This window comes from Staphylococcus kloosii, from assembly GCF_032139365.1.
In the GTDB taxonomy this organism is placed as follows: domain Bacteria; phylum Bacillota; class Bacilli; order Staphylococcales; family Staphylococcaceae; genus Staphylococcus; species Staphylococcus kloosii_A.
The window spans coordinates 13472-26065 of the sequence record NZ_JAVTDB010000044.1 but is presented as its reverse complement, the minus strand read 5'-3'; the positions used below and the strand labels follow the sequence as shown (position 1 = coordinate 26065).

The 12594-nt window shown below is 33.0% G+C and carries 12 protein-coding genes; 6 read left to right on the top strand and 6 right to left on the bottom strand.

Features of this window, described 5'->3' with window-relative positions; all coding sequences use genetic code 11:
• Nucleotides 1-34 precede the first annotated feature (34 nt).
• The 5 genes from sppA to ezrA form a co-directional block, all read right to left on the bottom strand.
• Complete coding sequence (gene sppA, locus RPL90_RS05160; protein WP_313546297.1) at nucleotides 35-1027, bottom strand: signal peptide peptidase SppA; 993 nt, start codon at nucleotides 1025-1027, stop codon at nucleotides 35-37.
• Between the two features lie 130 nt (nucleotides 1028-1157).
• The gene (locus tag RPL90_RS05155; RefSeq protein ID WP_313546294.1) at nucleotides 1158-1928 is read right to left on the bottom strand and encodes a TSUP family transporter; all 771 of its coding nucleotides are present in this window, start codon (nucleotides 1926-1928) and stop codon (nucleotides 1158-1160) included.
• A gap of 40 nt (nucleotides 1929-1968) precedes the next feature.
• The gene (gene thiI, locus RPL90_RS05150) at nucleotides 1969-3192 is read right to left on the bottom strand and encodes a tRNA uracil 4-sulfurtransferase ThiI (protein WP_313546291.1); all 1224 of its coding nucleotides are present in this window, start codon (nucleotides 3190-3192) and stop codon (nucleotides 1969-1971) included.
• On the bottom strand, nucleotides 3189-4325 hold the full coding sequence (locus RPL90_RS05145) for a cysteine desulfurase family protein (RefSeq protein ID WP_313546288.1): 1137 nt from the start codon (nucleotides 4323-4325) through the stop codon (nucleotides 3189-3191). The genes thiI and RPL90_RS05145 overlap by 4 nt, the downstream gene beginning before the upstream one ends.
• Before the next feature lie 189 nt (nucleotides 4326-4514).
• On the bottom strand, nucleotides 4515-6215 hold the full coding sequence (gene ezrA, locus RPL90_RS05140; RefSeq protein WP_313546285.1) for a septation ring formation regulator EzrA: 1701 nt from the start codon (nucleotides 6213-6215) through the stop codon (nucleotides 4515-4517).
• Between the two features lie 213 nt (nucleotides 6216-6428).
• On the opposite strand from ezrA, the gene RPL90_RS05135 reads away from it, so the two are divergent.
• The 3 genes from RPL90_RS05135 (at nucleotide 6429) to RPL90_RS05125 (ending at nucleotide 8358) form a co-directional block, all read left to right on the top strand.
• Nucleotides 6429-6899: a GAF domain-containing protein gene (locus RPL90_RS05135; RefSeq protein WP_313546282.1), complete on the top strand. Its 471-nt coding sequence runs from the start codon at nucleotides 6429-6431 to the stop codon at nucleotides 6897-6899.
• Nucleotides 6900-7131: 232 nt separating this feature from the next.
• Entirely contained in the window at nucleotides 7132-7734 is a 603-nt protein-coding gene (rpsD, locus tag RPL90_RS05130; protein WP_048793436.1) for a 30S ribosomal protein S4, read from the top strand.
• Nucleotides 7735-7833: 99 nt separating this feature from the next.
• On the top strand, nucleotides 7834-8358 hold the full coding sequence (locus RPL90_RS05125) for a GNAT family N-acetyltransferase (RefSeq protein ID WP_313546273.1): 525 nt from the start codon (nucleotides 7834-7836) through the stop codon (nucleotides 8356-8358).
• A gap of 27 nt (nucleotides 8359-8385) precedes the next feature.
• Here the strand turns inward: RPL90_RS05125 and RPL90_RS05120 are convergent, their stop codons facing one another.
• Nucleotides 8386-9120 carry a glycerophosphodiester phosphodiesterase gene (locus tag RPL90_RS05120; protein WP_313546270.1) on the bottom strand — a complete coding sequence of 245 codons (735 nt, stop codon included), beginning with the start codon at nucleotides 9118-9120 and terminating at the stop codon, nucleotides 8386-8388.
• 82 nt (nucleotides 9121-9202) lie between these two features.
• On the opposite strand from RPL90_RS05120, the gene RPL90_RS05115 reads away from it, so the two are divergent.
• The 3 genes from RPL90_RS05115 to serA all read left to right on the top strand — a co-directional run bounded on the left by RPL90_RS05115 (nucleotide 9203) and on the right by serA (nucleotide 12583).
• Entirely contained in the window at nucleotides 9203-9643 is a 441-nt protein-coding gene (locus RPL90_RS05115) for an SACOL1771 family peroxiredoxin (RefSeq protein WP_313546268.1), read from the top strand.
• A 170-nt stretch (nucleotides 9644-9813) separates the two neighbouring features.
• Nucleotides 9814-10974, top strand: a complete 1161-nt coding sequence (locus RPL90_RS05110; RefSeq protein WP_313546265.1) for a pyridoxal-phosphate-dependent aminotransferase family protein — start codon at nucleotides 9814-9816, stop codon at nucleotides 10972-10974.
• Nucleotides 10967-12583, top strand: coding sequence for a phosphoglycerate dehydrogenase (gene serA, locus RPL90_RS05105; RefSeq protein ID WP_313546262.1), 1617 nt, complete (start codon nucleotides 10967-10969; stop codon nucleotides 12581-12583). Before RPL90_RS05110 ends, serA begins: the two co-directional genes overlap by 8 nt.
• The last annotated feature ends 11 nt before the right edge of the window (nucleotides 12584-12594 follow it).

Below are 12594 nucleotides of genomic sequence, written 5' to 3'. Positions count from 1 at the left end.
CGTTAGTTTCATTTTGTGTAACCAATTTAACCACCTACCCTTCGTATAAATACATTGGTTTAGCTTTAGAATCATTAGTAATAACAGATTTAATATCTTTTATATCACTTCTGAACTGTTTAACAGTTGATTTAGCACTGAATATAGTAGAGAAAACATTACCGCTATCACTATACTCAAAGACTTCTGCATTATTAGCATGAATATCTTTTTTCAATGCTGATATTGCTTCATTTTGGTAACCAATATTATCAATTAAACCATTTTCTTGTGCTTGTTGCGCACTGTATACACGGCCGTCTGCTAATTTTCTCACTTTTTTCTCAGACATATGACGGCCATCTTTTACAATATTGACAAAACGATCAAAGCTATCATTTAACATTGATTGCAAAATATTTTTTTCATCACTCGTCATAGGACGAGAACTGCTCAAGATATCTTTATGTGCACCTGATTTAATTACATTTTCTTTAACGCCTAGTTTTTTCTGTAAACCAGAGTAATCAACATTAGACATGATGACTCCTATTGAACCAACCATTGACTGTGGTCCTGCATAAATTTTATCTGCGGGGGCAGAAACATAATAACCGCCAGATGCAGCTAAACTTTCCATATGTACATAAACTTTTTTACCCTTTTGCTTAATTTGTTTAATCTTGTTGTAAATTTCATCACTAGGATAAGTGCCACCACCGGGAGAGTTTACCGTTAATAAAACACCTTTTACAGATTTGTCTTTTTTCACATTATCTAATTGTTTCATAAAAGCAGCGTGATTATAACCACTGCCACCAAAAAATCCACCGTCTGATTCATCTGAAATCTCACCGTTTAGTGTTAAATGAGCAATTCGGTTTGATGAGCTTCCTTGCTGTTCTGTTTTTTCTGTGAACGGATCACCACTACTAGAACTACTATTTGAAATAAAGGAACTAACAATAGCACTAATTGAACTTACAGTAATACCTCCTAATATGACAACTACAGCTAAAATGATGGCTATCACTCTTTTTTTAGACATTAAAATACACCCCAAAATCAAAATTTGTTGTTTCTTTGTTTACATATTCTTACTATATCAAACAATATACTAAAATATAGTGTAAAAAAAGAACTTATTATAAAAATAAGTTCTTTTATTTTATATTTAATTAAAATGTTTGAGTTATATAATCGTACGCATTTTTTAAAATCAAAACAGCCGTGACGATAACGAATAATACTTTTACGTATCCTACGCCTTTATTTATAGCAAACATTGCCCCTACATATGACCCTGCGATCATGCTTAGAGCCATGATAATACCAATAAAGTAATCTACATGACCTAAACAAATAAATAATAATAGCGCGCCTAAATTCGATCCAAAATTTAATACTTTTGCGTTCCCAGCAGCACTTAAAAAATCAAAACCAAACATTAATAAAATAAATAGTAAGAACGAACCCGTTCCACCACCTAAAAAGCCATCATAAAAACCAATGATGCTAATTAAAGAGGTAAACAAAATCGCTTTAGCTATCGTTAATTTATTGAATGTGCGAATACTACCCCAGTCTTTACGAATCAAAGTATATATAAGCACGATAGTGAGTATGACAATAACTATCGGTTTTAATAAGTCTGCCGGTAAAAACGTTGCGAGGCTAGAACCGATTATCGAGAAGATAAAGACAAACGGCAATAATTTACCAACTAATGCTAAATCAACTTTTCTTGCTCTAATAAATCTAATGGCGCTCGTCATTGTACCGAATACGCTTGCTAGTTTATTAGTACCCAATGCAATTGAAGGCGGTAATCCTATCGCTAATAAAGTCGGAATAGAAATTAATCCGCCTCCACCTACCACCGCATCGATAAATGCCGCTAAAAATCCTAGCGCTATTACAATTAATATAATTGATATATCCCAATCCATGGTTGTCGTCCCCTTTGTCTATGATATATGTGTATTAAAGTTAAAATAAATCTTCAATAATCGCGCTAGTTTCCGCTTCTTTGTCACTTTGATAATCTTTAGTTATAGTCAACGTTTCGATATTTGCTACTGCATTATCTATCATTTCTTCAAAATCAAAGACGCTTTCATATTTTACGACTTTTTCAAAGTCCGGCTCTGTAACAGGATTTTTAGGTGTGAAAATCGTACAACAATCTTCATACGGTTGGATTGAAACATCAAACGTGCCAATGTTTTTTGCTTTCTTCACAATTTCTTCTTTATCTAAAGTTAAGAGTGGACGCAACACTGGTGTTGAAGTGACATTGTTGATTGCATACATACTTTTAAGTGTTTGACTTGCAACTTGTCCTAAATTTTCACCGTTAACAATTGCATGTGCACCAATTTTATGAACTAATTTATCGGTAACTTGCATCATCATACGACGTGTAGATGTCATTGTATAGCGTTCGTGTACGACTTTATTAATTTGTTTTTGTAATTCAGTAAAAGGCACAATGTGTAACTTAATCGGACCTACATGTTGAGATAAAATACGAGTCAATTCAATCACTTTATCTTTTGCTTTTTCACTCGTAAATGGTGGACTGTGAAAATGAATTGCTTCTATAGTTACGCCACGTCGCATTACCTCCATAGCAGCAACAGGAGAATCAATACCGCCTGATAGCATTAATAATGTTTTTCCTCCAGTACCAACTGGTAGTCCACCTACGCCTTCAATCGTTTGATCATAGATATAAATCGCATCTATTCTAACTTCTACTTTGATTTCATGGTCAGGTTGCTTTACATTAACAGTTATATGCTCGTTATCATTTAATACAGCACCACCAACTTGTCGTTGTAATTCATATGTGTCATAAGGGAATTTTTTATCCGCACGTTTAACGTCGATTTTAAATGTGTCACCACTAGCATAATTTTTTGCAAATGCACTTGCTTGTTGAGCTACGGCTTCAACTGTTTTCTCTAATTTCATAACCGGGCTAATAGAATAAATACCAAATATTTTGGATAAACGTTCGATAATAGCATCTTTTGCAGCTTTTTCTTCGAGTTCGATATACATTCTGTCTCTATTGGCTTTAATTTTAATACCGTCAAATGATCTTAAAGCTTTTTGTACATTCGTGCGTAATTGGTTTACGAACATTTTACGATTAGCCCCTTTAAGCGTTAACTCGCCATATCTAACTAACAAATGATCATACGTCATTTTAACAACTCCTTAACTTCTTCATATACTTGAATAAATACTCCTTTAAATGTTGCAATATCTTCTGAAGTAGTATTAACACCTAAAGATAATCTTATACTGCCTTCTATGTTGCGTTTTGATATTCCCATACCTAATAATACTTCGTTTAATTCAGCTTTTTTCGAAGCGCAAGCACTCGTCGTCGACAACATCACATCATGTTTTGAAAAGGCGTTTACCAATACCTCACCTTTAACTCCAGGAAAAGCCATATTGAGAATGTGTGGCGCAGCGTCTTTTGGTGAGTTAATATAAACACCTTTAAAATCTTCTACAAATGTGCTTATTTCGTTATTTAACGCCTTCAATTGTTCATTTAATTGCGCTTGATTTTGAACTGCATATTTAATAGCTTTAATTATGCTTATATTGATAGGTAAATTTATTGTTCCACTTCTAATACCTAACTCTTGGCCGCCACCTTGCATTATCGGTTCAATTTGATGCACATTTTCGACAAGCAATATGCCTTGCCCCTTCAAGCCATTAAATTTATGTCCACTCATACTTAAACTATGTACGCCTTCGAAACTCAATGGAATTTTGCCGATAGCTTGAACTGCATCAACGTGAAAATGTGCTTTAGGATACGCTTTAACGATACGTCCAATTTCAGCAATTGGTTGAACTTGGCCCATAATATTATTAACGTGCATACAGGTCACTAATCCTACTTTGTCAGACATTAAACTTTTCAAATGTTCTAAATCTATTTTTCCATCTGAATTAATATCGACAAATTTAATTTCAAAGCCTTGGTTGCCTAATGCACGTACTACTTCTAATACCGATGGATGTTCTAATACAGAAGTGATAATTTCAGGAGCAAACGCTTTTTTCTTTTTGGCTATACCTTGAAGCGCAATATTATTAGATTCAGTAGCACCACTCGTAAATACAATATCGTATTTATTATTTAACTCTAACAACGTATTAATCTGTTGTTTGGCTTGTACTAAAAGCTGTTCAGCTTGTACACCCGCTTTATGGGGGCTACTAGGATTAAAATATAATGTTTGATTCACCTTTAAAAAAGTATCTAACACGTCTTGATTTGGCTTTGTTGTAGCAGCATTATCGAGGTAAATCACCCTGTTCACTCCCTTGAAATTTATTATTTATAACTATTTAAAACTTATAATTCTTCATTGGATAATATCGTTTAATCTTGTTATTCCTATATAAAAAGTCTACTAGAGCATTATACTATTTTTTGAAAAAATTAAAAGACACGAAATCGAAGTTTTCGATTCGTGTCTTTTAATTAAGTTTATTACTTATTACGCGTGTTCTTGCGCAACTTGATCTTCAATTTGTTTAGCAATGCCTGGCTCAACGCTCTCTAAAGCTTGCTCAGCGATTTCTATAGCGCGTTTGTATCTATTATTTTTAAATAACCGTTCCGCTTCATTTAAGCTTTTATCAACATTGGTATTGTCTTTTCTATAACGGTTACCATATTGAATTAATTTTTCAGCATGCACAGCGTTCACTAAGACGTCGTTAGCTTCATCTTCAAACTTATTCATCTGTAAAACCACTTTAGATACTTTATCTTTTAAATGTTTAACATGAATTGGACGAACACTGAATTTTTTATTCACTTCGCGAACTTCATTATCTATTTCGTTTTTCATGATAATAAAGCGTTCAGGAACACTCGGTAAATTAGAAGCTAATAAGCGACGATAAACTTCTTCTTTCTTACCTTGTACGCGTAAAATATTATCTTCTGCTTCAGCCTCATCCTCACGTAACTGAATAAGATGATTTTGTAATTTTTCTTGTTTCTCGTTAATTACATCAACATGTTTTTCAATGTATTTTAAATTATCTTCTACTTCACTATAACGAACAGCTGACTTGGAAGTTTCGCGCAAAATATCATCGTAAACAGCGATAAGATTTTGAATCTCGTTTTCAAACTGTCTAACATTTTGAACGTCAGTTTCGTTAATGTAATAATTTTCTCTTACATATTCGATTTCTGTTTGTAATGTGTAATTCATGTCTTTCGCTTTAAATAAATTATCTGTAATAATTTCTTTCGTTTCTTCAACATTGTTTTTAGATTTTACTTCATGTTCGATTAAATCATACATTTCATCTAAACGATCGTTAATATTTACTAATTTATCATTCGCCTCATCAAGTTCCAATTTACTTATTAAAGGCTCCACGAAACTTAATTCAGTTTTCAATGTTTGTAATGTACTATCGATTTTCACATGATCTAAGTCATAACCTTCGACTTTCAAATCTCTACATCCGTATTTTAAGTCTTGGAATTGACCCGGTAATTCTTTTTGAGCCTCTCTAATTAAATCAGGAATTTCAGCCATGTCTTTTTTAAGATAATTCATATCTTCATTTAATGTTTTGATATGCTCATGGCCTTGTTTGTAATTTCCTTCTTCTTTTAGGGACTCATATGTTTTAATTTCAGGTTCAAAAGATTCAATTTCATTTTCTAGAGGGCCAGCCGCTTCACCAAATTGGTGACGATTTGCAAGTACATCTCTTTTCATTTCACGATAATCATTTTTACATTCTTCATATAGTTTATGACTATATTTATGTTGTTCTACTATTTCATTGATTTCTTGATCAGCCTTTTTATACTGCGCTTCGTACTGATCCATTAATTCATGTGATTCATCTACTTCATTTTGAGCTTGAGAAAATTTAAATTTCTCTAATAGACTTTCAGCGTTATGAAGTTTTTCATCAACTGGTGCTAAATATTGTTCATGGCTGTCGTTCGCTTGTTTTTTATAATTATCGTATGTATCTTTCGTTTCGCCAGCGAATTTTAATTCTGTTAATTTAGACAAGCTTTCTTCATAAGGTAGCTCTTCAATCTTTATTCTTCTTTCTTCAGCTTGTTCAACAACGCGACTCTTATTTGAGCGCATATAAAACAATATACCGACTACAATCAGTATAATGACAATAATTGCTAAAATAATATATAGTACCATATATTTTCTCCTCCCATTTTATCATTTTCAATTATAACGTAAGTTACCCATTCATTAAAATAGAAAATAGATGAAATCTACAGAATATTTTATATTTATTGCAAAAGTAAGTTTTAACTATACATTTTGAGTTTAACCGCTTGAATCATTTTAGTATATACTATACTATTTGTGACTATATTAATCATAATATGTAAAGTGAGGTCTCCAGTAATGACTGAAATAAAAACAACCAACTATAGTATGTTACAAAAGCAATTAGCTGCTTTAATAGAAGACGAATCAAACCTCATTGCTATTTTAAGTAATAGTTCTGCTTTGTTAAATGATAATCTAGATCAAATCAATTGGGTAGGATTTTATTTAATAGAAAATGACGAGCTTATTCTTGGACCTTTCCAAGGCCACCCTGCATGTGTACACATAGCAATAGGTAGCGGCGTTTGTGGAACTGCAGTTGAGCAAGACGAAACGCAAGTTGTTGCTGACGTAAATGCATTTCCAGGTCATATTGCGTGTGACGCTAACAGTAAATCTGAAATCGTTGTGCCCATACATGTTAACAACAAGGTTATTGGTGTGTTAGACATCGATGCCCCTATTCTTAGTCGCTTTGATGATAACGATAAACAACAATTGGAACAAGCTGTTAATATTATTGAAAGCCAATTAAATGAGAAGTAAACCATTAGTCAATATTTTGTATTGACACTCTTTAATAAACTGGTACAATATACTTTGTGTGAATAAACGAAATTAGCAGTTGTATATTATTTGGCTCTATGTTGTTCCCAATGTGGACGTATCGTGTAACCATAGCTATGAGGTGAAGATACATAAAACAATATATCTAAATAAGCATACAACACTCTTTTTTGTTTTTTCATAACTACAAAAAAGAAGGAGGAGTCTTATTATGGCTCGATTTAGAGGTTCAAATTGGAAAAAATCTCGTCGCTTAGGTATCTCATTAAGTGGCACAGGTAAAGAATTAGAAAAACGCCCTTACGCACCAGGACAACACGGTCCTAACCAACGTAAAAAATTATCAGAATATGGTTTACAATTACGTGAGAAACAAAAATTACGTTATTTATATGGAATCACTGAAAGACAATTCCGTAATACATTCGACGCTGCTGCTAAGCAACACGGTGTACACGGTGAAAACTTCATGCAATTATTAGCTGCTCGTTTAGACGCAGTTGTTTATTCATTAGGTTTAGCTCGTACTCGTCGTCAAGCACGTCAATTAGTTGGACATGGTCACGTTGAAGTTGATGGTAAACGTGTTGACATCCCATCTTACACTTTAAAACCAGGTCAAACTATCTCTATCCGTGAAAAATCACAAAACTTAAACATCATTGCAGAGTCAGTTGAAATCAATAACTTTGTACCAGATTACTTAGAATTTGATGCTGACAACTTACAAGGTAAATATATCCGCGTTCCAGAACGTAGTGAACTACCTGCTGAAATCAACGAACAACTTATCGTTGAGTACTACTCAAGATAATAAATTCAACACAAAAGCCGAGAAAATCTTTATTAGATTTTCTCGGCTTTTTACATATCAAGATAAATTGAGTATGCTTAGAGTAAAGGAGTGTTAAAAATGATTATTAGAGCATTAGAAGAAACCGATTTGCAGTTTGTTCATCATTTAAACAACGAATATTCTATAATGTCATATTGGTTTGAAGAACCCTACCAATCATTGAGCGAATTACAAACCTTATATAAAAAACATATTTTAGATGAATCTGAACGCCGTTTTATTATAGAAGAAGATAGTATTCGTTTTGGAGTTGTAGAGCTTGTAGAAATAAATTTCGTTCACCGTAATTGTGAAATTCAGATTATCATTGATCCACAATATAGTGGCAAAGGTTATGCTAAAAGTGCATTTAAAATGGCCATTGATTACGCGTTTTTAGTACTAAATTTAAATAAAATATATTTATTTGTGGATGTTAACAATTTGAAAGCCGTACATATATACGAACGTAACAACTTTAAAATCGAAGGTACATTAAAAGAACATTTCTATACTAGAGGCGCTTATAGTGATTGTCATGTTATGGGTTTATTGAAAAAAGATTGGCATAAATCGGAAAATGACTTATCACATATTCAATAAATAAGTTGATGCACCAGACATCTCCGACTAATAGTTGCAAAATATATCTGGTGCATCTGTTATTATGCCATCTATATTCGTTTTTAATAGTTTAGCGTGTGTCGCTTTATCATTTACTGTGTAAGTCATTACTTCTAGTTGATACTTGTGTGCTGTCGTTACAAATTTTTTAGTTACTAATTTATAGTTCGGATTTATAAAATGTGCAAAACTGGCAATCATTTTAAAATTGGGACGACGATACCAATATTTTTTGACACTAATTAATACCCCTAGCTTGTAATCCACACCAATCTCATTAATTTTCTTTATGCTTTTCATATTAAATGATTGAATAACGATGTTGGACGGTTTTACTCGAGCTTCTCTTAATTGTTTGAGTAAAAGTTGTTCTATGCCCGGATATTGTTCGGGTTTTTTAATTTCAATTAATAACCTTTTATTATATTGAATCACAAGTTTTAAAACATCTCTGAATTCTAAAATAGTTTGTCCTTTAAAGGACTCTCCTTTCCATTCACCATAATCTAATTGACGTAACTGTTGTAACGTGTAGTCTTTTATATTACCAGTACCATTTGACGTTCTATCTACCGTGTCATCATGAATTACCACTAGCTTATTATCTGCCGTTTTATGTATATCAATTTCTAAATAGTCAATATTTAATTGTAAAGCAGCCTCATAAGCTATTAATGTATTTTCTGGATATTTTATTGAAAACCCTCTATGAGCTACAACTTTAATTTGGTTATTCGTCACTTTTCAGGCCTCTCTTCTTTCTTTCTTGTACCGTGTACTCTAAAATAAAAATAACATATTTTTTTGCAAAGGAGCTATTTTTATGGTTAAGCATGATTTTAAAGTAACAACAAAATGGCAAGGTGGTCGTGAAGCAGTTGGTGAAGTTGATGGTGACGTTATTAGTGAACAAATTTCAATTCCTTCAGAGTTAGGCGGTAATGGCCAAGGTACAAATCCTGATGAAATGTTGGTAAGCGCTGCTTCTTCTTGCTATATTATTTCACTTGCTGCTGTGTTAGAACGCGCTGGTTTTAATAATATAACTATCGATCAACAATCTATAGGTACAGCTGTCTTTGAAAATAGTAAATTCAAAATGGAATCTATTACACACTTTCCTGAAATTAAAGTAGATAACCCTGAACAATTAGAAGCGAAGTTACCAAAATTATTACAAATTGCAGACAACAATTGTATGATTTCTAATTCTATTCGTGGCAATGTACTAGTAAATATACAACCAAATATACTTAAACAATAAAAATATTTAAAAAATTCTTTCAATTCAATAAATACCTATTTAACAACAATGTAACCCCTTTCAAAATAGAAGTTATTTACTTCTTTTTCTGTCTAATATTTGATTTCTACTTTTATATTATCAGAAAATTTGCTAAACTAAGAAAATCTTGAGTATCGGGGGGAAATGTAATGAAGTATTATCATCCTTTATTGTTAACACCAGGTCCAACACCTGTACCTGACGAAATTATACACGCAACACAACAACCAATGGTTGGTCATCGTTCGAGTGATTTTGAAGCTATTGCTAAAGAAGCGTTTCAAGCTATCAAACCTGTATTCGGTACCGATAACGAAGTAATAGTTTTAACTTCTAGCGGTACGAGTGCTTTAGAAGCTAGTATGTTAAATATCGCAAATACAGATGATCACATAGTCATTATCGTTTCTGGTGCATTTGGTAATCGCTTTAAACAAATTGCAGAAACTTATTATAATAATGTACATATTTTTGAAGTTGAATGGGGTAAAGCAGTCAACGTGCCTGACTTTATCGATTACTTAAAATCAATTAATGGTGATGTTACAGCTGTATATTGTCAATACTGTGAAACTTCAACAGCAGTTGTGCATCCAGTTGGTGAACTTGGTACTGCATTAAAACAATTTAAAGAAGATATTTATTTTGTAGTTGATGGTGTGAGTTGTATAGGTGCTGTCGATGCAAATATGCAACGAGACAACATCGATGTTTTAGTTTCGGGTAGTCAAAAAGCAATTATGTTACCACCCGGATTAGCATTTGTCGCATACAATGATCGTGCAAAAGAAAGGTTTAGTACTGTAACTACACCTAGATTTTATTTGGATTTAAATAAGTATTTAAAATCGGTTGCTGAAAACTCTACACCTTTCACACCTAACGTAGCACTCTTCAGAGGCGTGAATGCATATGCCAACTTAGTTAAAGAAGAAGGATTTGATAATGTTCTTAAGCGTCACTATGCAATTAGAGACGGTTTGAGAGCAGCTTTAAAAGCATTAAGTCTAGAGTTATTAGTTGAAGATGAATTTGCTTCACCTACTGTTACAGCCTTTGTACCAAACGATAAAGAAGAATTAGATTATATTAAAAGTCAACTAAAACAACGTTTCAGTATTACTATCGCCGGAGGTCAAGGCCATCTAAAAGGACAAATTTTACGAATTGGACATATGGGACAAATTTCCCCATTCGATATTTTACAAGTCGTATCAGCTTTAGAACTTATCCTGACTGAACACCGTGGAGAGTCATACGTAGGTAAAGCAATTAGTCAATATATGGAGGTAGTAAAAGCTTATGTATAAAATTTTAGTATCAGATCCAATTTCTGCAGAAGGTTTATCAAGTCTTTATGAGCATCCTAAATTTGATGTTACAAACAATACAGATTTATCAGAATCTCAATTGATAGATGAAATCGCAAATTACGAAGGTCTTATAGTGCGTAGTCAAACTCAAGTAACAGAAGACATTATTAAAGCTGCTACAAATTTAAAAGTAATCGCACGTGCAGGTGTAGGTGTTGACAACATTGATGTAGACGCAGCAACTAAAAATGGTATTATCGTTATTAATGCCCCAGATGGTAATACTATTTCTGCTACCGAACATTCATTGGCAATGATTTTATCAATGGCAAGAAACATCCCTCAAGCTCACAAATCATTGCAAGAAGGAAAGTGGGACCGTAAAACTTATAGAGGTACTGAGTTATATAACAAAACACTTGGTGTTATAGGTGCAGGACGTATTGGATTAGGCGTTGCTAAAAGAGCACAAAGTTTTGGTATGAAAATTTTAGCTTTTGACCCCTACCTCTCTGAAGACAAAGCTAAAGAATTAGAAGTTACACGTGCTAGCGTAGATGAAATTGCTGAACAAGCTGACTTTGTTACAGTACATACACCACTTACGCCTAAAACTAAAGGAATTGTTGGTGCAGAGTTCTTTAGTAAAGCTAAGCCAAATTTACAAATTATCAACGTAGCTCGTGGTGGTATTATCGATGAAGAAGCACTATTAGATGCATTAAATCATGATAAGATTCAAAGCGCTGCTATCGATGTATTTGAAACTGAGCCAGCTACTGAATCTCCATTAGCAAATCATGAAAAAGTAATTGTAACACCTCACCTTGGTGCTTCTACAGTTGAAGCTCAAGAAAAAGTAGCTATTTCTGTTGCCAACGAAATTATCGATATATTCGAAAATGGTAATGTTTTACATGCTGTAAATGCGCCTAAGATGAGTTTTGACGACGCTAATGCAGAACTTAAACCCTATATTGAATTAAGTAAATTAACTGGTGAAGTTGGTATTCAATTATTACAAAAAGCACCAAGAGAATTACATATAAAATACGAAGGTGATTTAGCCATTGATGACACTAGTTTAATTACGCGTACACTTGTTAGTGCTGTTTTAAGTCAAGACTTAGCAGAGCGTGTAAACCTAATTAATGCACTAGTGTTATTAAATGAACAAGGTGTTTCTTATAATATTGAAAAAAATGCTAAAAACGGCGGATTTAGTAATTACATCGAATTAACGTTAATCAATAAAGATAAACAAATTAAAATTGGTGCAACTGTATTAAATGGTTACGGTCCTAGAATTGTTAGAATTAACGACTACCCTGTTGATTTCAAACCTGAAAAAAATCAATTAGTAATTAATCATACTGACAGACCTGGTATCGTTGGTAAGACAGGTCAAATTCTTGGTGAATTTAATATTAATATCGCTTCAATGCATTTAGGACGTACCAACCAAGGTGGAAATGCGCTAATGATTTTATCTGTGGATCACCCCGCAACTGATGAGGTAATTGAAGCATTATATAAAATAGATGGTTTCCATTTAATCAGAAATGTTCAACTGGATGTACCTGCACAAACCGAATACGATATTTAATTGTTAAGCAT

Excerpts from the sequence above, each read along its gene's own strand:
- serA (WP_313546262.1), top strand. The coding sequence starts at position 10,967 with ATGTATAAAATTTTAGTATCAGATCCAATTTCTGCAGAAGGTTTATCA.
- RPL90_RS05115 (WP_313546268.1), top strand. The coding sequence starts at position 9,203 with ATGGTTAAGCATGATTTTAAAGTAACAACAAAATGGCAAGGTGGTCGT.
- sppA (WP_313546297.1), bottom strand. The coding sequence starts at position 1,027 with ATGTCTAAAAAAAGAGTGATAGCCATCATTTTAGCTGTAGTTGTCATA.
- ezrA (WP_313546285.1), bottom strand. The coding sequence starts at position 6,215 with ATGGTACTATATATTATTTTAGCAATTATTGTCATTATACTGATTGTA.
- RPL90_RS05155 (WP_313546294.1), bottom strand. The coding sequence starts at position 1,928 with ATGGATTGGGATATATCAATTATATTAATTGTAATAGCGCTAGGATTT.
- thiI (WP_313546291.1), bottom strand. The coding sequence starts at position 3,192 with ATGACGTATGATCATTTGTTAGTTAGATATGGCGAGTTAACGCTTAAA.
- RPL90_RS05125 (WP_313546273.1), top strand. The coding sequence starts at position 7,834 with ATGATTATTAGAGCATTAGAAGAAACCGATTTGCAGTTTGTTCATCAT.
- rpsD (WP_048793436.1), top strand. The coding sequence starts at position 7,132 with ATGGCTCGATTTAGAGGTTCAAATTGGAAAAAATCTCGTCGCTTAGGT.
- RPL90_RS05135 (WP_313546282.1), top strand. The coding sequence starts at position 6,429 with ATGACTGAAATAAAAACAACCAACTATAGTATGTTACAAAAGCAATTA.
- RPL90_RS05110 (WP_313546265.1), top strand. The coding sequence starts at position 9,814 with ATGAAGTATTATCATCCTTTATTGTTAACACCAGGTCCAACACCTGTA.